We start from the raw sequence: 20659 nt of genomic DNA, 5'->3' as shown, positions 1-20659 counted from the left end.
TTAATGAGGTGGATAATGAGTATTAAAGCAGTTATTTTTGACATGGATGGCGTGATTATTGATTCCGAAACCCTGTGGCAACAGGCGCAAATTGAAGCGCTGGCGCAGTGGGGGGCAACGGTAAGTATCGATGAGTGTGAAACGCTGACCAAAGGTAAACGCCTTGATGACATTGCGCGCACCTGGTGCCGACATTGTCGGCTTGACGTTGCGCCAAAGCAGCTCGAAGCAGCCATATTGCAGCGAATTACCGACCTGATTGCCGCCGAAGGTGAGCCGATGAACGGTGTGCATGAAACGTTGAGCTATTTTCGCCAGCTTGGCTATCACATTGCGCTCGCCACCTCATCATCCCATCAGGTTATTTCCGCAGTACTGCACAAACTCTCCCTTTGGCACTATTTTGACGTGGTTTCCAGCGCGGATGATGAGGAATGCGGCAAACCTCATCCGGCGGTTTACTTGTCAACGCTGCGCAAGCTCAACCTCAACGCCAGTCAATGCCTGGTGATTGAAGATAGCTTTAACGGTTTTAGCGCCGCTCAGGCAGCAAATATCCCCACTATCGTTATCGCCGAAGATTGCCTGCATGGTCGTTTTCAGGCCGCCGCCGGTCGCTATCGGGCGTTACCTGAACTGCTGGAAGCTCTTTCTGTAGAACCAGAGGCGGCGGTATAAGTCAGTAATTTGTGAGCGCAGAAAGTATCAGGATGTACCCGGTCGGTTAATCTTTTTTCTGCGCTCACGCTCCTCTCTTCATCATGCCGATCGGCCTCACATTTCGCTCTTCTTTTGTGAAAACAATCACGTCCTGTCGTGCCAATGCCCAAATTTAATCTCTTGCTTAGCGGTGATTGTCCGAGGCACTGCTGCGTATTTGTGCTTAGATTATATATTGAAACGTTTTTTCAATAATGTGAAACCACTTTGCCGATTTTCGTCTATACCCTAAATAATTCGAGTTGCAGGAAGGCGGCGACGCAGTGAGTCCCCGGGAGCTTACTCCAGTAAGTGACTGGGGTGAGCGAGGAAAGCCAACGCACAAGCAACTTGAAGTATGACGGGTATATAGATCGGGTTTGGCTGCGATAAGGACTGAGAATGAAAATTGAATCTGTAAATGTCACCGTTTTCCAGTATCCCACTCGTCGGGTTTCCGACAGCGCCGGGCACTCCCATCCGGGAGCCGAAAGCATGGCAAAAATGGCGATGCTGACCATTACTGCCGATGATGGCACCCAGGGTTTTTCTTTTGCGCCGCCGGAAGTAGTGCGCCCGTTTGTGGTGAATACCTTCTTTCGTAAGGTGATGGTGGGGCAGGACCCGTTCAACCGTGAACGCATCTGGCAGGATCTTAACCACTGGCAGCGCGGTAGCGCCCATCAGTTGACCGAACGCGCGCTGTCGTTTGTCGAGCAGGCGCTGTGGGATCTAATTGGTCGCAAGCTCAATATGCCGGTTTACAAGCTGCTCGGTGGCTATCGCGACACGGTTCCGGCCTATGGCAGCACCATGTGCGGCGACGATCTGCCTGGCGGACTGTCGACCCCGGATGAGTATGCGTCATTTGCTGAAACGCTGGTGGCCCGTGGCTACAAGGCCATCAAGCTGCATACCTGGATGCCGCCAGTCTCTTTCGCGCCAAATCCGAAGATGGATATCAAAGCCTGTGCGGCGGTGCGTGAAGCGGTGGGGCCGGATATCGACCTGATGATTGACGGCTATCACTGGTACAGCCGGACAGAAGCGCTGTGGATCGGTAAAGAGCTGGAAAAACTGAATTTCGCCTGGTTTGAAGAGCCGATGGAAGAGGATTCGATGTCCTCTTACGCATGGCTGGCGGAAAACCTGTCGATTCCCATCGTCGGGCCGGAGAGCTTTGGCGGCAAGCATCATATGCGCGCCGAATGGGTGAAAGCCGGAGCCTGCGACATCCTGCGCGCCGGATCTAACGGCGTTGGCGGCATTACGCCGACCATGAAGGTTGCTGCGTTGGCGGAGTCGTTCGGTATGGATTGTGAAGTCCACGGCAACGGCGCGGCGAGCCTCGCGGTGGTAGGGGCTATCCGCAACTGCCGCTGGTACGAGCGCGGCCTGCTGCACCCGTTCCTCAATTACGATGAGCCAGCCGCGTATCTCAACAGCATTGTCGACCCGATGGATGACCAGGGATTAGTGCATTTGTCACAACGACCAGGTCTCGGCGAAGACATTAATTTTGCGTATATCGAAGCCAATACCGTTAGCCACGACTGATTAATAAAAACTCCAAAGGCTTAAGGCTTATTGGGTTTGGGCGAACGGATAAAAAATATAAACCAGGCCCTAAATCAGTCGTGTTGCAGCAAGGCGGCAAATCAACGAATCTCCGGGAGCTTACATCAGGTAAGTGACCGGGGTGAGGAGATGAAGCCAACGTAGTTGCGGCGCGAATGATGACGGGCGTGTACCCTACAGGCGATAGATATGAAAAAAACCTCTTTACTGGGAGCGTGCTTACTCGCGCTCGCCGTGTCGATGGGGAGCGGGGCGGCAATAGCGAAAACGCCGCCCGACCAACTGATCATCGGCATGAATATGAACAACCTTCTGACCCTTGACCCGGCAGCGATGACCGGTAACGAAGTGGTCGGGATTGTGGTCAATCTCTATGACTCGCTGGTGGAGCTTGATCCTAAACAGCTAACCAACGTCAGGCCCGCGCTGGCGAAATCCTGGGATATCAGCCCGGATGGTAAAACCCTGACTTTCCATTTGCGCGACGACGTGAAATTTCACTCTGGCAATCCGCTGACCGCCGCCGATGTGGTGTGGTCAATGCGGCGTATTTTGCATCTCAACCTCGCCCAGGCATCGGTGTGGAAATCCTACGGCTTCAGTAAGAAAAATATTGATAACCAGGTGAGCGCCCCGGACGACGTGACGGTACAAATCGTGTTACCGAAAGATAACGACCCGCAGCTGGTGATTTACTCGCTGGCGGCGCTGGGCAACCTCGGCGTGCTTGACAGTAAAACGGTGCAGAGCCACGAGCAGGATAAGGACTGGGGCAATCGCTGGCTCACCACTCATGAAGCCGGTTCCGGGCCGTTTACCCTCGAAACCTGGCAGGCGAAAGATGTCCTGCGCATGAAGCGCAATCCTGACTACTGGCGCGGTGAGGCGAAGATGAGCCGCGTGGTGCTGCGCCACTTCCAGGAGTCGCAAACTCTGCGTCTGATGGTAGCGAAAGGCGATCTCGATATTGCTAACAACATGGCGGTCTCCGATATCAACGCCTTGCGCAGCGACCCTCAACTGACCGTCGATGCAGTGCAGCGTGGGACCATGTACTACGTCGCTATGAGCATGAATGAAGATCATTTTGCCAATCCGAAAGTGCGCGAAGCGGTACGCTATTTGATTGATTACCAGGGTATCAATAAAGCGCTGATGCCGGGCTACGGCGTGCTGCATCAGCGGCCGATCAAAGCCGGCATGCCGTCCACACTGCCTGACCCGGGCTACACGCTCGACGTGGCGCGGGCGAAAAAGCTGCTGGCGGAAGCAGGCTATCCCAACGGATTTGATACCACGCTGCGGGTGCTCTCCGATCAGCCGTTCCTCAATATTGCCATTGCCGTGCAGTCGACGCTGATGCAAGCGGGCATTAACGCCAAAATCATCACCGGCACCGGCAATCAGATCTACGGCGCGATGCGCGAACGTAAATTTGACCTGCTAGTCGGGCGCGGGGGGAGCGGAATGGAACCTCACCCGCACTCCAGCCTGCGTGCGCTGGTCTATAACCCGGATAATAGCGCTGAGGCTCGCCTGACCAACTTCCAGGGCTGGCGTACCGGTTTTTACGACCCGCAGCTGAACTCCATGATTGACCACGCTCTGCTGGAGCGTAACCCGCAGCAACAGGTAGCGAGCTATCAGGCGATTCAGCAACGCTATGACCAGCTGATCCCGGCGTTAATTCCGCTGTCGCAAATGGTCGATTCCGTCGTGGTACGCAACGAGGTGCAGGATTATCAGCCGCACCCCTCCGCCACCACTTTTCTACGTGAAGTCTATAAAACCCGCGAAGGAGAGAAAGGATGAGTACGGCAATCCTTGCGCCTGGCTCCCGCACCCGGCGCTTATCAAAACGACTGCTGCAGGTGGCGATTACGCTGTTCGGCCTGCTGCTGCTGACCTTCACCATTGGGCGCGTGATGCCCATCGACCCGGTACTGGCCATTGTTGGGCCGGATGCCGACCAGAGCACTTACCAGCAGGTTTATCAGCAACTGGGGTTTGACCAGTCGTTGGTCACCCAGTTTGGCATCTATTTTGTCAACTTGTTGCATGGCGATTTGGGCAATGCATTGCTGACCGGGAAACCGGTGGTAGACGACATTATTCGCGTCTTCCCGGCCACCATGGAGCTGGCGACGATGGCGATTATCGTCGGCGCAGGCCTTGGTATTCCGCTGGGCGTGCTGGCGGCGGCGCGGCGTAACAGCCTCTCCGATTATGTGGTGCGTATTATCAGCCTTGCCGGCTATTCAACGCCGATTTTCTGGGTTGGGATGATGGGGCTGCTGGTGTTTTACGCCTGGCTTGGTTGGGTTGGCGGTGCTGGACGGGTAGACCTTGGTCTGGACGGTATTGTGCCACGTCGCACCGGCCTGATGACCATCGATGCGCTGCTGGCAGGTAACAGCCAGGTGTTCTGGAATGCCATAAACCACCTGATTTTACCGGCCTCGCTGCTAGGCTTTCACTCGCTGGCTTATATCAGCCGTATGACCCGCAGTTTTATGCTGGCCCAGCTGTCGCAGGAGTTCATTATTACCGCGCGGGTGAAGGGGCTGACCGAACGTCAGGTTATCTGGAACCATGCGTTTCGTAACATCCTGGTACAACTGCTGACTGTAGTAGCGTTGGCCTACGGCGCGCTGCTGGAAGGCGCAGTACTGATTGAAACGGTCTTCTCCTGGCCGGGCTTTGGCTCCTATCTGACCGGCAGCCTGCTGCTGGGCGATATGAATGCGGTAATGGGCTGCGTGCTGCTGGTGGGGGTTATCTTCGTGATGCTTAACCTGCTCTCCGACATGCTGTATCAATTCTTTGACCCGAGGACAAAATCATGACCGTTTCTCTGGATACGTCGCTTTCGGGCGGGGCGGGCGAAGGCCGCCAGCGGCTGCAACGTGCGGCGACACGAGCTGCCGGATTTATCGGCAAAATGGCGCGCAACCCGCTAACGGCTATCGGCGGCGGGATTATCTTCCTGTTGATCGTCGTGGCAGTGTTTGCGCCGCTGATCGCGCCTTATAACCCGCTGGTACAGGACCTGAACAGCGCATTGGTGGCACCGAACGCCCAGCACTGGTTTGGTACCGATGAGTTTGGCCGCGATATTTTTAGCCGCCTGGTGTACGGCTCGCGTATCACGCTGTATATCGTGCTGCTGGTGTCGGTCACCGTCGGCCCGCTTGGGCTGCTGCTCGGCGTCAGCGCCGGATATTTTGGCGGCAAGGTGGATATGGTGCTGATGCGCGTCACCGATATCTTCATTTCCTTCCCAAGTCTGGTGCTGGCACTGGCGTTCGTCGCCGCCTTAGGCCCGGGGCTGGAGCACGTAGTTATCGCCATTACGCTGACCGCCTGGCCACCGATTGCTCGTCTGGCACGCGCTGAAACGCTGTCACTGCGTCAGGCTGATTTTATCTCCGCCGTGCGTTTGCAAGGCGCGTCTCCGGCTCGCGTACTGTGGCGGCATATTGTCCCGTTGTGCCTGCCTTCGGTCATTATCCGTATCACCATGAATATGGCGGGGATCATTCTGACCGCCGCCGGTCTGGGCTTTCTTGGCCTTGGCGCGCAGCCGCCGGAGCCGGAGTGGGGGGCGATGATCTCCAGCGGGCGCACCTACATGATGGAGTGCTGGTGGGTAGTAACGATTCCGGGGCTGGCGATTCTGATCAACAGCTTAGCGTTCAACTTCTTAGGAGATGGCTTACGTGACATCCTCGATCCTCGCAGCGAATAATGCTCCTCTGCTCGACGTGCGCGACCTGTGCGTCGACTTTGTTAACGGTAGCGCGGTGACCCATGCCGTGCGCGGCGTCTCCTTCCAGTTGGGGCAGGAAAAACTGGCGATTGTTGGCGAGTCCGGCTCGGGTAAATCCACCGTCGGGCGCGCGCTGTTGCAGCTGCATCCGAAAAAGGCCCGCGTCACCGCCAGTCGGATGCAGTTTGGTGACCTTGATTTACTGCATCTCAGCGAGGCGCAAATGCGCGGCGTACGCGGCAAACGCATCTCAATGATTATGCAGGACCCGAAATACTCGCTGAACCCGGTGGTTTGCGTCGGTAATCAGATAGCTGAGGCCTGGCTCACGCACCATCCGGGGCGTAAAGATGAGGCTAAAGAAAAGGCGCTGGAGATGCTGGAGGTGGTGCGAATTCGCCAGCCGGAGCGCGTTTATCAGCTCTATCCGCATGAGATTTCCGGTGGTCAGGGGCAGCGTATCATGATTGCGATGATGCTGATCACCGACCCGGAGCTGGTGATTGCCGATGAGCCGACCTCGGCGCTGGACGTGTCGGTACGCCTGCAGGTGCTGGGCCTGCTGGATGACCTGGTTCAGTCGCGCGGTCTGGGGCTGATTTTCATCAGCCATGATATCAATCTGGTGCGTAGCTTCTGCGACCGGGTGCTGGTGATGTACGCCGGGCGGGTGGTGGAGTCCATTGCCGCTAAAGATCTCGATAACGCCCGTCATCCCTATACCCAAGGCTTGATTAACTCGCTGCCGGATATGCAGCATCGCCGTCCGGTTTTACCGGTATTACAGCGCCAGGCCAGCTGGCTGACGGAATAAGGAGCGCAGAATGATTGAAGTACAAAACCTCAACCTCGCGTTTGGCGAAGGGGAGAAGCGCAATCAGGTACTTTACGACGTCAATTTCCACGTGAAGCCTGGTGAGATCTACGGTCTGGTAGGGGAGTCTGGTTCCGGCAAAACCACGGTACTGAAGTGTCTTGCTGGGCTATTTACCCATTGGCAGGGAGAGCTGACCATTGACGGGAAACGGCTCGAGCATGAGATTAGCCGCGAACGCTGTCGTCAGGTGCAGATGGTGTTTCAGGACCCCTACGGCTCTCTGCACCCGCGGCATACCATCAGCGATATTCTGGAAGAACCGCTGCAGATCCATAACATTAACGATCGCGACCGGCGGATTAATACGCTACTGGACAAGGTCGGCCTGAACCGCGCCTTTCGCGAACGTTATCCGCACCAGCTCTCCGGTGGTCAGCGCCAGCGGGTGGCGATTGCCAGAGCGCTAATTCTTGAACCTCAGGTGCTGCTGCTGGATGAGCCAACCTCAGCGTTGGATGTGTCAGTGCAGGCGGAGATCCTCAATCTTCTGGCGGAATTGCAGAAAGAAGCTAAGCTGACTTACCTGATGGTGACCCACGATCTGGGCGTCATCGCCCACTTATGCCAGAAGGTCGCGGTGATGCAGTACGGTAAGATCCTCGAAACTTTGACCGTGGATGCGCTGGTGAATGGCGAGGCGCAAACGGCCTATACGCAGATGTTGGTCAATGCCAGCCAACAATATACGCGTGAAATGGCACGAGAAGTGGCAGCGTACTAGTCTATACGGCGCATTCTCTCGTGAGGTGCGCTATTTTTTATATAAAGCAGTGAAGGAAAATGTATTTATAGCTATAAATGTTGTATTTTAGTGTAAAGATGGTGCTTAGATCTAAAACAGAAATATATACTGCATCTAGCCAATTCATATGAAATTATAATTCATATGAATGATTAAAGATAAAATAAATCACTGTTTACTGCCGTGTTTTCCAGATATCAAACAATGTAAACTCAGTTAATCCTTCTATATAGTAAGGAAAAACTGTGTGTTGCATCTCCAGATCTTCTCCGTAATAGAGTAAACTCGCTGGCGAATAATCCTAAGATGTCGTCTACGTAAGGCGAGTTATCACAATTACAGCTTGGTTTTCATGCCGCTCTCATCCAAATGGTTACAATACTCAGGGAACAGGATGGAAAAAATATATACCATCAACGGAAAAATTAATTTTATTCCTCAGCGTAGCGTTTTGTCACTTATTGCTGATGATACGAAGAATGTATCATTAAATATTCCCGTTAGCCGTTGCCTGATGCTCCTTATTCAGCAGCATGGCGCAACGGTTGCCCGTGAAACCTTTTTTCAGGAAGTATGGATAAAGCATGGCTCACAAGTGACCAGCAATGGTTTTTATCAAAATATTTCTTTATTACGTCGAGCCTTTAAGGAACTGGGTGTTGACGAAGAAATTATTGTGACGGTGCCCAGAGTCGGCGTCAGGCTGGAAGCAACATTATCCGTTATTGAATCCCAACCGGCTGAGTCCGATGCCGCGCCGATTACAGAATCCATCGTAGAGCCCGTGGCAGAGGAGGTCGCTGCTGCGAAGTTTGCAGAAAAAAAGCAGTTACGGCTACGGCGTCCCGCCTTATGGGGCATCGCAGCATTACTGAGCTGTCTGGTCGTTGGGATTGTTACCTGGCAAGCTGAATTCAAATCTTATTTGCAAAACTATTTGCCCATTAATGTAAAATATTCGCAACAATGTCACTTCTTTGCCAATAACGATGTGGTTGAGCACAAGCGACATGAACAATTCATTAACCGAAAGGAATTTGAATGTGAAAAATACCCTTGGGTCTATTTGACACTCTATCCCGGACAGGCCCGCGTCTCGGTGATAAGCTGCCGTCAGCAATTTAGTCAATGGCGTGATAATCAATGCCTCACCAATTATTATATTAAGGAGATGCTGAATGCACCGGGGTGAAATTAAATGGTTAATAGTAATCATTTTTATCTGTGTACTAACGGCATTAGCAATAAAATCCTGGCAATATTGGCAACGAGATCATTTCCAGTGTAGCGGTGAGCTGAGTTTATTTAACTCGGGTTTTCAGGGAGATATTTCTGTACGCTACATATTTGATGATGAGCGCGGTCTGGCGATCGTCCGTGGTGAAATTACGCCGCCGCAGGGTAAGCCGTTCACTATCAATCAGAATATCTGGTTTAGCTTTACCCGAGATGGTCAGCACTACTTCCTGCGTTCCGAAACGGTCTCCGCCAGTATCGGTAAGCTTGAGGAAGAAGAGCAGATCAAATCCATTCTGCCGACCTTCTTCATCCAGCCGCAGGTGCCGTTTTATCTGAATATCCAGCGCTTGAACGAACGTACCCGGCTGCTGTATACCAGCCGGGCACCCTCTTTGCTATGCGAGTCTTGAATTAACGTAACAGCACGCAATCGGGCGGCAGTCGGCAGCGTAGCGCTGCCGGCAAAATTTCCATGCGGAAGGTTTTGCCGCTCAGCGGCTCGCCATCAAGGTTAAATGTCATCTCGTGGGGGGCGGTTATCTCAAACCATGAGGAGACGCCATCGATGATATTCGGCGAGGTTTCCGGGTTTGCCAGGGTACTGAACAGCGCCGGGATCAGCTCTTCGCCGGTAAAAATGCGCAGATGCAGCAGGCCGTCGTTGATTAACGCCTCCGGGCAAAGTTGCTGGCCGCCACCGGCCTGACGTCCGTTACCGATACCTATCACCAGCGCGTCACCCTGCCAGTGAAAATTCTCACCGCGGATTTCACAGCGGTCTGGCTTAAGGGTATCCATGCGCATCAGGCCGTGGATCAGATAGGAGACGCCACCGAGGGCGGCTTTCAGTTTCTCCGGCGTTTCAGTGGTAATACGAGTGCCGAAACCGCCGGTAGCCATATTAATAAATCCGCTCTGGTCGTTGACTCGCGCAATATCGATAGCCACATCGCGCCCGACAATCGCCAGTTTCAGGGCGCTGGCCAGATCCTGAGGAATGCCGACGCTGGTGGCAAAGTCGTTCGCCGTACCCAACGGTAAAATCCCTAACGCCATCTTGCCATCGCGCTCGACCAATGCCGTGGCGACCTCGTTGATGGTGCCATCGCCACCGCCAGCAATGACCGTCTCTATGCCCAGCTCGAGGGCTTCATCGACAAAGCGCACGGCATCACCTTTTTCCCAGGTGACACGGACGTGAATGTCGATACCTTCGTCGCGCAACAGTTTAACCGCTTCGCGCAGCTGCGGTTCATTGGCACCTTTGCCATTCAGGATCAGTAAGCTGGCTGGAAATGTTGACATCATCAAGGGGACCTTTATTGCACAGTAATGCATAAAGTGTACCGCATGCAGGAAGCGAAGGCCGGGGAGATAAATAAAAAATAAGCCCGCGTAAGGGAGATTACGCAGGCTAAGGAGGTGGTTCCTGGTACAGCTAGCATTTATGGGTTATGTTTTTCAGCGAAATGGATGATATCTGCTTTGAACGAAACGGTATGTGATCCGTTTCTAATATCTTTACATCGCGAAAAAATAACCCAATTTATACCCTAAATAATTCGAGTTGCAGGAAGGCGGCAAGTGACCGGGGCGAACGAATGCGGCCAACGCACATGCAACTTGAAGTATGACGGGTATAACTAGTTACTGTGCGGACTTCTGGTCGTCTGGCCAGCAAAATTGCGCATCAGCAGTGCATACTGCAGGACCATATCTTCCGGAACAGGCAACCATACTGTGTGACCATCGCCCGGCGCGACCGGCATGATTTCGCCCTTGCCGTTTTCCATATGCTCAAGCGTAAAGTTGACGTTGCCCTGCGGGGTCATCAGCTCAAGGCTGTCGCCGACGGAGAATTTATTCTTCACCGCCACTGCGGCGAGCTGGCCGTTGCGCTCGCCGGTAAATTCACCGACAAACTGCTGGCGCTCGGAGATGGAGTAGCCATATTCGTAATTCTGGTAATCTTCATGAGTATGGCGACGCAGGAAGCCTTCGGTGTAGCCACGGTGAGCGAGGTTTTCCAGGGTTTCCAGCAGATTGGTATCGAACGGTTTGCCCGCCGCCGCATCGTCAATGGCTTTGCGGTAAACCTGGGCGGTACGCGCACAGTAGTAATGCGATTTGGTGCGTCCTTCGATTTTCAGCGAGTGGACGCCCATTTGGGTCAGACGCTCAACGTGGGCAACCGCGCGCAGATCTTTTGAGTTCATGATGTAGGTGCCGTGCTCGTCTTCAAAGGCGGTCATGTACTCGCCCGGACGTTTAGCTTCTTCAATCATAAAGACCTGGTTGGTCGGTGCGCCAATACCCAGCGTCGGTTCGACGTTCTGCACCGGGATCGGCTCATGCTTATGCACGATATTGCCAACGTCGTCTTCTTTGCCTTCCTGAACGTTATATTCCCAACGGCAGGCATTGGTGCAGGTGCCCTGGTTAGGGTCACGTTTGTTGATATAGCCGGAGAGCAGGCAGCGGCCGGAGTAGGCCATACACAGCGCACCGTGAACGAAAATTTCGATTTCCATTTCCGGCACCTGGCTGCGAATTTCGGCGATTTCATCTAGCGACAGTTCGCGGGAGAGGATCACGCGGGTGAGCCCCATTTGCTGCCAGAATTTGACCGTCGCCCAGTTAACGGCGTTAGCCTGTACTGACAGGTGAATTGCCATCTCGGGGAAGTTTTCCCGCACCAGCATGATTAAACCCGGGTCTGACATAATCAGCGCATCCGGACCCATTTCCACTACCGGCTTCAGATCGCGAATAAACGTTTTCAGCTTGGCGTTATGCGGTGCAATGTTGACGACCACATAGAATTTTTTGCCCAGCGCATGGGCTTCGTTGATGCCGAGCTGCAGGTTTTCGTGATTGAATTCGTTATTGCGTACGCGCAAGGAGTAACGCGGTTGGCCCGCATAAACTGCATCTGCGCCGTAAGCGAAAGCGTAACGCATATTTTTCAGCGTTCCCGCCGGGGAAAGGAGTTCCGGTTTAAACATGATTTTCTCGTTCTGATGACAGGTCAGATTCGCCGCACCCGGTGCGGCGAGTTGGGGAGTGCCCCCACATTAAGGGCGGGCATTGTAGCGCTGTGGGGGAGGGGAGTAAACCGTCCGGCTTAATCAACGCGCAGATAGTGCCCATCAGCGTTGACGTTCATACCAAAACCGCAGTTCATGGGAGTATCGGTGCTGGCGTCGATGGCTTCGGAAGAAAACGTCAGCGCAATATCACAACGGATATAGTCTCCTTCCCGAAGCGCCACGACTCCTTTGCCATTTTCAAGCAATATCGATTCGGAAAATTCGCCAATATTGGGGCCAACGTAGACCCCCATCATACCGAAATAATAACCCTGAAAATCAACTTGAAAGCGCGATGGCTGGGGCAACGTTTTTATGGTCAGTACGCTCCAGGAGGCGCGCCCGGAATAGTTCCAATATTCACCCGCAGCGGAAGCTGGAGGCGGCAGAGCCGCCAGCCTATCTTTAATAAGCCCCAGATTGTAAATCGACTTGCTATCGTCCGGTCTTATCATCAGCCAGGCGCGGGCTTTACGCCATTGACCTTCGCGCATCCAGGTCAACGCCACGTTGTTGTAAGCCGTGGCGATGGCGCTGTCGTCAAGGGTGCAGCTTTCGCTCCACGCGGCCTGCTGTTCAAAAGCGTTGCGGGCTTTGGCGTAGTTTTTCGCTTTGTAGAACTGCTCGCCCTGATTGGCCCAAGCCGGGATTTTTGCACAATCAGCCTCGATCTGCTGCTCGGTGATTTCTGCTCTGGCGGCGGCGCAGAGCAGAAGCAGAGCGCAAAAAGGTAAATATTTTCTTTTTATTATCATTCCATTACACCATCGAGTTCACTTGACCCGGCAGCTCTGAATCCGGGATGCGGACGGTATACCAGGCGAAACGAAAGCGTTTCCAGAAGCTGGAAAAATGGAGGTGGTCCAGACAGTCCATGACTATTTCATTATCCGGGTATAGCGTGAAAGCGAAATGCGCCCAGCGTGCGCTTAGCTTCATGTTAAACAGCACTGGATCGTGTTTATTACCGTGCAGGCGCGATAGCGTCACCATTGCTTGCAATGTACCGTTATTGGCCTCTTGGCGCACCAGCTCCAGATGTTCATGCGCCAGCGTAATATCCTTCACTTCGAAAATGTTCAGCAGGAATAGTCCCCATGCCTGTTCATGACCGAACTGATGCGCCAGATAGAGATTGCCGAGCAGTTCTTTTTCATAAGCGGAACGTTTTTCGGCATCGGATTCTTGTTTGCTCAGGCGCTGGTTGCAGATACCGATACTGAAATGAATATTCTGTAGGTCGTTTTCATATTCGGTATATCCTCCATTGATGATGAGTGGATACGGTTCGCTGTCCCGTTGTTTTATTTTTTCATGCAGGATCGCCGCAGCGTGCTGAAAATAGTCTAGCGCGATGGCAGGATCGTAAGGCAGCAGGCCGTTGTTCTCTTTATTGTTGTGTTCGAGGCCGAGTAGGTTTAGCGCAGCGGGAATATTTCTCTGCGCGCCCAGTTCTGCCAGTGGTACGAAATGTTCCGGGAGCTGGAACCAGCGAAAATTATTAATTGCCGCTCGCCAGTTATAGTTGTATCGAATATCAGCTACGCTATTGAGCCAGGCGATGCCTTGCGCCTCGTCTTTTTCAAAACCAAATAATCCAGCGTACTGGAAGTAGCCGCGACGGATTTTGGGTACGGTGAATTCTGTCTGCAGTGCATTCTGGCAGAGAAAGTTATAAATCCACCAGGTATCAGGAAAATCGTGCAGAGCGAACTTTATCGCTTCATCGGTGAAGTAATTGCTGAGCTTAATTTTTTCCATGATCGAACGTTGAAGTGTTCGCCAGAGCGCATCGTTATCGTCCAGATCGCTATAACAAGTCAGCAACCACGACAGTGCGTTGTGGCGAGATTCCTTGATATGCGCCCGTTGCGCGATCTCTACAGCTTTGGCGATAATACGTTCCTGTTCTGCCGGGGAGTCAACCTCTTTGATGCGCAGATCGCGGTGGTCGTCCCACCAGATTAATAGCTCCAGATGCTCACGCTCCGCGGCAGAAAGATGATCGCATACGCTTGATTCCAGAAATTCGCGGATCTCCTCATGCGATCCTCCCCAGCGCGGCATACGAAACGGAATATATTCATCCAGCGTGTAGAATGCCGTCGGGAAGATAGCCAGGCAGGCGGTGAGCCAATATGTTTGCCCCGCATCGTCGTCGCACTCCGGCAGTACGGCCGGGCGCGGTAGAATTGGGCATATCGCGTCGGCAAACGACAGCCCGGAATGGGCCATCAACGCTTCCACTTCCTGTGGTGAATGGCGATGGTATTCGGCAAGATCTTCCATCAGCGGCTGTCCGCCGACTTCCGCTCCCAGAAGGAACTCAACCAGCCAGTCGGGCTGGCCGAAGACCTTTGAGTTGGTGCTGGTCAAGGAAGCCGCCATCCACTGGCGCGGGTCGCAGCCGATAGCATTCAGCGCGGCAATGACCATTCGCTCGTTGCAGGCGGCGGCGCAGATCCACATCGCGCGGGTGGTTTCTTTTGCCCAGCCGTAGCTGCGGTAGAGCCACGCACGGTGATTCCAGTATTGCGCTTCGGCGAGCCAGGCGTGAGTGGCGCGGGGGCGGGCGCGCTGCCAGTTTTTGATCAGCGCCAGGCCCTCCGGCCCGGCTTCAACCAGCGCATCCATATCGTAAAAATGGTTGTCCATTTGATTCCAGGCTAAGAAATAGCGCTTTTCCGCTTCGCGGCTGGTAAAGCTCTCCGTCAGCGCCTGGTTGTAAAGCGTATCCAGTTCGTCATAGCGCGCTTCGCGTAGCAGGCCGGGGATATCGGCGATATACCACTCGCGTTGACCATCATTGAGGGAATCTTTGTGGTTACACATCTCAAACATGGCGTTGAGGAGTTGGTCATCCTGTTCCATAAGTAGTCCTTTTAAATTGGCTCGAAAATTTTGAATTTATTCCACGGCAGCTGTCGCCAGCGGCTGAAGGGGTCTTTCAGATAATGAGTAACTTCCTGTAAATCACGTCCTGAGATTGACGCGGGAGTATCATGTAGTGTTAACCAGACCTGACGAGCGCGAACGTAGGCGGTGGCGTAATCTTCCCATGAGTCAAAACAGTCCTGTGCGCGCTGGGCATTAAGCAACAACACCAACCAGGCCTGATTTTCGTCGCACCAGCCGAGTCCGGCGATACAGCGGGTCAGAAAGGCGGTGCGCATACAGTCGAAGGCCAGCGCGTCGCGGACCTGACCCTGGACCGCCAGGTGGTGGTAAAACGTGCGCGGTGAGTTGCCGATGCCAGCCAGCCAGCGGCGCAAGATATCTTCGACCTTTTGCCGCAACGCCTCCTCATTAATGTTTTCTTTCAGGCCCAGCTCTTTTTTCAGCTGTTGCGCCAGATGCTGGCGTTTGTCATCGTCAAGTTTAAAGACCAGATCAACGCCTTTGGTCGGCAGCCCGTTGCGCCGGGCAAGGATGTCGGCTAATGCCAGTGCCCACTGCCGCCGTCGGGTATCGCGACGCAGGTCCTTCAGGCGATCCTTTTCTTTCTCCTCGGCAATGCGGGCGGCAACCAGCGGTTTGTTCTTTTTGTAGTTGCGCCAGCTAAAGAATATTGTGGCAACAATGAGAGCGATCCAGAACATTAGCGAGCCTCCCCAGTAACAGGAAGGTAGCGCGTGGTTTGCAGCGTCAGGCTCTCTATCTCGAAAGGTTCACTACTGGTATTTTTCCCGGCTAGCGTCGGGTGCCATTCATACTGTGGGAAGAGCATTTCCGCCGCGGTCGCGACTGTGGGGTCGATAACCTGAAGATAGCGCAGCGCTTTTGGGGCGCTGTGCAGCAGCAGCCACTGTAAAGCAACCGGAGGCGTGGGGAAGTGTTCCATTAAATGAAAATTGTCATGCAGCACGTTAAGCAGAAAGTTGAAATCATGGATATCGGTAATAAATTTCCAGCCCTGATGTTCCGGCGTGTCCTCATAAACAATACCCATGCCTTCACAATCGGCGTGGCGCCCAGATTGCGGGGCAAGATGGCACAACAGAGATAAAACGTCGGCGGCATATTTCTTGATCGGGTGTCGGTTCTGTTTACCTTTAATCTGCTCAATGCTCAGACCGTCGTTATTTACCAACAGGCTTATCGTCACGTGGGGAATATGGTTGTTGTCACGCAGGCTGAACAGGCGTAGTTTCCCTTGTTCAATTTGCCGGGCGTAGTGTTCGCCGTAGCCGCCAGCGAGCGCGCCTTTATCGTCAAACTGCCCGACGCAGTGCTGCATATGCCAGGATTCATACGCCATTTCACTGCGCAGGGCAGGGCTGGCCGCATTGAATTCAACGAGTTCTCCGCTATCGATCGTCAATACCAGTTTTAATGCCTCAGGGGTGGTGGGATACCAACCCTGCTGGCGCAAGCGCTGCATTTTTTGGTGTTCTGCCTTGCGCATTTCCAGCGCAGTGAAGCAATTGATGCGCTGGCGTTTTGCCTCCAATCGCGTGCCTTCCTGACGCGAGAGGAATTCCAGTAAATCTCTTTCCATCGCCAGCAGTTGCGGATGCTGCGGATTTAGATAGTAGAAGGCTTCATCGCCGCCGAGCTTTAGTATTAGCCAGTCGGGGATTTCAGTATCGGCCCCGCAGTAAATGGCGTAGTCGGCGGCGGAGCGGACGCGATAAACGTTGGGGAACGAGCCGATGGCCCAGCGATAAAAATGGTTACTTAGCCAGCGTTGAATACTTTCGCCATCGCCGCGCTGCTGGCTGCGGGAAATAATGGCGGCCTTTACATTGGGTGAGTTGATTATATTTCGCGGTTTATATTTTTTATTAATATCACTCATGGCATTCCTTGCGCAGTTGAGTATTAGAGAATATCCGTACGGAATATATCATGTCGCCGGATGATTTCTTATTCTTGAGGGGATTCTCAGATTATGGTGTGGGGGAAGGTGGATATTTCCCGGAGGCGATGCTGCGCATCTGTCCGGGCTACCGGCCCGCAGATGGCGGCGAGCCGGGGAAATGTTGAGCAGATGACTCACTACGCCAGGCGGCAGGCATCGGCTTCCCAGCGATAGCCTACGCCGTAGACGGCGCGGATAAACGACTGCTCGGCGTCCAGCGACTCCAGCTTGCGTCGTAGGTTCTTGATATGGCTATCGATGGTTCGGTCGGTGACCACGCGGTAATCATCGTACAGATGATTCAGCAGCTGTTCGCGTGAAAAGACCTTACCGGGCTCCTGGGAAAGGGTTTTCAGCAGACGGAACTCGGCGGGCGTGAGATCCAGCAGTTTATCGCGCCAGGAGGCCTGGAAGCGGCCTTCGTCAACGATCAGCGGGCTTTGCGCATCCAGCGCCTGCAGATCGCGCTGTGGCTTGCAGCGGCGAAGAATAGTCTTCACGCGAGCGACCACTTCACGCGGGCTGTAGGGCTTACAGATATAGTCGTCGGCACCGATTTCCAGCCCGAGCAAACGGTCGATCTCTTCGATTTTCGCCGTCACCATCACCACCGGAACTTCGGAGAAGCGGCGGATTTCGCGGCATAGCGTAAGCCCGTCGGTGCCTGGCAGCATCAAATCCAGTAGGATCAGATGCGGCGGCGTCTGGCGCACGTACGGTAGAACCTGGTCGCCGTGATTGATTAGCGTCGGCGCATAGCCCGCCGCCTGGAGATAATCGATCAGCAACTGGCCCAGCTTGGGCTCATCTTCCACGATCAAAATGCGTGGTGTGTTTTCATCAACAGGTAATTCAGTCATACGTCTCTCGATAAATTACGTTCCAGAGGTAACTCTACTTTAATGCTAACCCCGCCCAAAGGCGAATGACCGGCACGCAAAGTGCCACCATGGGCAGCCACAATGTTAAGGCAAATTGCTAGTCCTAAACCAGAGCCGCCGCTGGCACGATTGCGCGAACCTTCGGTACGGTAAAAGCGCTCAACCAGCCGCTCCAGCTGTTCGTCGGTGACGCCCGGAGCGCTATCGGCAAAGTCGAGAACCAGCATATGGCCGCTCTGGCTGGCGCGGATCTGCAGGCTGCCGCCGCTATCGGTGTAGCGCAGGCTGTTTTCCAGCAGGTTATTGAAAAGCTGCATCAGGCGATCCCGGTCGCCAAAAATCGTCGCGCTTTCCGGCAACGAAACGCTAATTGACAGTCCGCGGCTGGCGAAGCGTTCGCGAAACGCGCCAGCGGCGACTTCCAGCAGATTGATGATATCCACCGAGGTTTTCTGGTAGGACAGCGCGCCTTCATCGGACATCGATAGCTGGTGCAAATCATCGACCAGTTTGGTCAGGGTCGCAACCTCGGCCTGTAGGGAAGTGATGGAGTCCGGGGTGAACTTCCTGATGCCGTCCTGAATCGCTTCCAGCTCACCGCGCAGCACTGCCAGCGGCGTGCGCAGTTCGTGGGAAATATCGGCCATCAGGTCCCGGCGCATCTGCTGGTTGCGCTCAAGGGTGCTGGCTAGCTGGTTAAAGTCCCGTGCCAGACGTCCCAGCTCATCGCTGCTGGTGGCGGTGACGCGGGTTGAGAAATCTCCGGCAGCCAGGCGATGCGTGCCCTCAACCAGTCGTTTGACCGGCGCAAGCAGGCCACGCGCCAGCGGGAAGGTGGCGAGCGCCGCCAGCAGCGTAGCGAGGGCGACAATCAGCCAACTGGTGCGTTTTTGTTGGCGGTCAAAGTTGATATCGGTGTTGCGCGTCAGACGTTCAACCGGCGACGCAATCACTGCGCCGACCTCCACGCCGTTAACCACAATGCTGCGGCGGGTACCGTCTTTTGGCACGCGTTCACGCGGACCAACCAGAACGCGCCCTTTTTGATCGACCACCCAGAACATGGTGCGCCAGCCGTGCGGAGGAATATCGGGACCAGGACCGCGATCGCCACGATCATCTCGGGGACCGTCGAGCGGTCGATCTGGCGCGGCGTCCGGCGGCATATCCTCGGGAATCGGGCCGGGTCCTGGTTCATCCATGGGACCGTGCCCCATACCGCGACCCTGCGGCGAGCGGTCGTCGTTGTCGCGCTCAAAGGTTTTCAGCAACTGGAATATAAACCGGTCGTTGTTACGCAGGAATTTCCAACTGCCATGCTGAGCGTACTGCTCGCTCAGGGCATCGCCGAGCATGGTCAGCCGCTGCTCGTTTCCGCGCTTAATATAGTCGATAAACCCGCGTTCAAAGCTGATGCGTACCGCCCAGTGCATGCTGATCAGCAGCACGATGCAGGTGGCAAGAATCGCGATAAATAACTTGCCGGTAATGCCGGGACGCCAGAACTTCAAGATTCACTCCTTTTGCGACGACCAATCACGGTGTTGGTGGTGGTGTCGTCCGGTACGCGGGAAAAAATCAGCGCGGGCAGCGCGATAACCACCGCCATGCTTAAGTAGGTGTAAAGAAAGACCTGATGAGTGGTCGCCGCGTCGGCGCTGATATGCTGCTGACCGTAGAGACCCAGCAGCATGCCGGCGATTGTGACGCCAATACTCATCGATAACTGCATGACCATTGACAACATACTGTTGCCGCTGCTGGCGAGGTCATCGGGCAGGTCTTTCAGGGTCAGCGTATTCATTGACGAAAAGCGGCTGGAGTTGATCATCCCCTGCAGAAACAGCACCACCGGCAGCAGCCAGTACCAGCCTGCCAGAGCCACCGCCATAAACAGCAGGCTGACCAGCGCCAGGCCGATGGTTGAGACCACCAGCACCCGGCGATAGCCGAAGCGGTTGACCACCTGTACCACGATACGCTTCATGCCCATGCTGCCGAGCACCATTGGGATCATCATCAGACCGGCGTGGAACGGTGTAAAACCGAGGCCAATCTGCAAAAATACCGGCGTCATAAACGGCAGCATGCCGCTGCCGATGCGCCCGGCGAAGCTGCCGCCAAGTCCGAGCGAGAAGGTGCGATTGCTGAACAGTTTCAGGCTAAACAGCGCGTTGCGATTACCGCGCGCATGCCACAGATAGAACAGAATGGACGCAACGCCGACTGCGACCAGCGTCGCCAGCCATAGCGGAGAGATACCAAGCCCTTTTTTACCATCAAGCGCCAGGGTCAGCGTGGCCATTCCCGCCGCCAGCAGAATAAAGCCGAAGATATCAAAACGTCGGGTTTGCAGGGTGTAGTTGGGCATCAGGCATAGCGTGGCGATGGCGCCGACAATGCCGACCGGAATGTTGATCAGGAAGATCCAGTGCCAGGAAGCGTATTCTACCAGGATGCCGCCGAGCGCCGGACCGAGCAGCGGGCCAACCTGGCCGGGCAAGGTGACGAAGGTCATCGCCGCCATATATTGGCTTCGCGGGACGATTTTCATCACCGTCAGACGACCAACGGGAACCATCATCGCGCCGCCGACACCTTGCAATACGCGGGCGAGTATCAACTGATCGAGCGTCGCAGCCTGAGCGCAGAACAGGGAACCGACGGTAAACAGAATAATGGCGCTAAAGAAGATATTGCGTACCCCGACTCGATCTGCCAGCCAGCCACTGGCGGGCAGCATCACCGCCACCGTTAGCACATAGGAGACGATCACCATATGCATATGCAGCGGACTCTCCCCAAGGCTTTTCGCCATTGAGGGGAGGGCGGTGTTGACGATAGTGGTATCCAGCGCCTGCATAAAGAAGCCGAAGGCCACTATCCATAGCTGCCAGCGTACGCTGGCGGGGAGATCTGTCATG

Annotated in this window: 18 protein-coding genes; 9 read left to right on the top strand and 9 right to left on the bottom strand. The window is 54.5% G+C overall.

Features of this window, described 5'->3' with window-relative positions:
* Positions 1–15: 15 nt before the first annotated feature.
* The 9 genes from QVF11_RS01845 to QVF11_RS01805 all read left to right on the top strand — a co-directional run bounded on the left by QVF11_RS01845 (position 16) and on the right by QVF11_RS01805 (position 9314).
* Positions 16–678, top strand: coding sequence for an HAD family hydrolase (locus tag QVF11_RS01845; RefSeq protein ID WP_287855061.1), 663 nt, complete (start codon positions 16–18; stop codon positions 676–678).
* A gap of 423 nt (positions 679–1101) precedes the next feature.
* Complete coding sequence (locus QVF11_RS01840; protein WP_112213147.1) at positions 1102–2256, top strand: mandelate racemase family protein; 1155 nt, start codon at positions 1102–1104, stop codon at positions 2254–2256.
* Between the two features lie 210 nt (positions 2257–2466).
* Positions 2467–4089, top strand: a complete 1623-nt coding sequence (locus QVF11_RS01835; RefSeq protein ID WP_112213148.1) for an ABC transporter substrate-binding protein — start codon at positions 2467–2469, stop codon at positions 4087–4089.
* On the top strand, positions 4086–5123 hold the full coding sequence (locus tag QVF11_RS01830; RefSeq protein ID WP_287855059.1) for an ABC transporter permease: 1038 nt from the start codon (positions 4086–4088) through the stop codon (positions 5121–5123). Before QVF11_RS01835 ends, QVF11_RS01830 begins: the two co-directional genes overlap by 4 nt.
* Positions 5120–6025, top strand: a complete 906-nt coding sequence (locus QVF11_RS01825; RefSeq protein ID WP_112213150.1) for an ABC transporter permease — start codon at positions 5120–5122, stop codon at positions 6023–6025. Before QVF11_RS01830 ends, QVF11_RS01825 begins: the two co-directional genes overlap by 4 nt.
* Entirely contained in the window at positions 5997–6860 is an 864-nt protein-coding gene (locus QVF11_RS01820; RefSeq protein WP_112213151.1) for an ABC transporter ATP-binding protein, read from the top strand. Before QVF11_RS01825 ends, QVF11_RS01820 begins: the two co-directional genes overlap by 29 nt.
* A 10-nt stretch (positions 6861–6870) precedes the next feature.
* A complete protein-coding gene (locus tag QVF11_RS01815) occupies positions 6871–7644 on the top strand; it encodes an ABC transporter ATP-binding protein (RefSeq protein WP_112213152.1) in 774 nt (257 codons plus the stop codon).
* Between the two features lie 415 nt (positions 7645–8059).
* The gene (locus QVF11_RS01810; protein ID WP_112213153.1) at positions 8060–8857 is read left to right on the top strand and encodes a winged helix-turn-helix domain-containing protein; all 798 of its coding nucleotides are present in this window, start codon (positions 8060–8062) and stop codon (positions 8855–8857) included.
* Entirely contained in the window at positions 8844–9314 is a 471-nt protein-coding gene (locus tag QVF11_RS01805) for a hypothetical protein (protein ID WP_112213154.1), read from the top strand. The genes QVF11_RS01810 and QVF11_RS01805 overlap by 14 nt, the downstream gene beginning before the upstream one ends.
* Position 9315: 1 nt before the next feature.
* Here the strand turns inward: QVF11_RS01805 and yegS are convergent, their stop codons facing one another.
* The 9 genes from yegS to mdtD form a co-directional block, all read right to left on the bottom strand.
* Positions 9316–10212 (bottom strand): lipid kinase YegS, encoded by an 897-nt coding sequence (gene yegS / locus QVF11_RS01800; protein ID WP_287855055.1) that lies wholly within the window; start codon positions 10210–10212, stop codon positions 9316–9318.
* Between the two features lie 335 nt (positions 10213–10547).
* On the bottom strand, positions 10548–11909 hold the full coding sequence (gene trhP, locus QVF11_RS01795; protein ID WP_112213156.1) for a prephenate-dependent tRNA uridine(34) hydroxylase TrhP: 1362 nt from the start codon (positions 11907–11909) through the stop codon (positions 10548–10550).
* A 119-nt stretch (positions 11910–12028) separates the two neighbouring features.
* Positions 12029–12748: a tetratricopeptide repeat protein gene (locus QVF11_RS01790; RefSeq protein ID WP_287855054.1), complete on the bottom strand. Its 720-nt coding sequence runs from the start codon at positions 12746–12748 to the stop codon at positions 12029–12031.
* 4 nt (positions 12749–12752) lie between these two features.
* The gene (locus QVF11_RS01785; protein WP_287855052.1) at positions 12753–14864 is read right to left on the bottom strand and encodes a DUF4034 domain-containing protein; all 2112 of its coding nucleotides are present in this window, start codon (positions 14862–14864) and stop codon (positions 12753–12755) included.
* A gap of 11 nt (positions 14865–14875) precedes the next feature.
* A complete protein-coding gene (locus tag QVF11_RS01780) occupies positions 14876–15592 on the bottom strand; it encodes a DUF1266 domain-containing protein (protein WP_287855050.1) in 717 nt (238 codons plus the stop codon).
* Positions 15592–16791: a cytoplasmic protein gene (locus tag QVF11_RS01775; RefSeq protein WP_287855049.1), complete on the bottom strand. Its 1200-nt coding sequence runs from the start codon at positions 16789–16791 to the stop codon at positions 15592–15594. The genes QVF11_RS01780 and QVF11_RS01775 overlap by 1 nt, the downstream gene beginning before the upstream one ends.
* Before the next feature lie 200 nt (positions 16792–16991).
* Positions 16992–17714 carry an envelope stress response regulator BaeR gene (gene baeR / locus QVF11_RS01770; RefSeq protein ID WP_112213159.1) on the bottom strand — a complete coding sequence of 241 codons (723 nt, stop codon included), beginning with the start codon at positions 17712–17714 and terminating at the stop codon, positions 16992–16994.
* Positions 17711–19246: an envelope stress sensor histidine kinase BaeS gene (gene baeS / locus QVF11_RS01765; protein ID WP_287855047.1), complete on the bottom strand. Its 1536-nt coding sequence runs from the start codon at positions 19244–19246 to the stop codon at positions 17711–17713. The genes baeR and baeS overlap by 4 nt, the downstream gene beginning before the upstream one ends.
* Positions 19243–20658: an MFS transporter gene (mdtD, locus tag QVF11_RS01760; RefSeq protein ID WP_110275533.1), complete on the bottom strand. Its 1416-nt coding sequence runs from the start codon at positions 20656–20658 to the stop codon at positions 19243–19245. The genes baeS and mdtD overlap by 4 nt, the downstream gene beginning before the upstream one ends.
* Between the last annotated feature and the right edge of the window lies 1 nt (position 20659).

The organism is Klebsiella sp. (genome assembly GCF_027492335.1).
GTDB classification, from domain to species: Bacteria; Pseudomonadota; Gammaproteobacteria; order Enterobacterales; family Enterobacteriaceae; genus Klebsiella; species Klebsiella huaxiensis.
The sequence above is the reverse complement of the archived record's forward strand: the minus strand, read 5'-3'. Positions and strand labels throughout refer to the sequence as shown.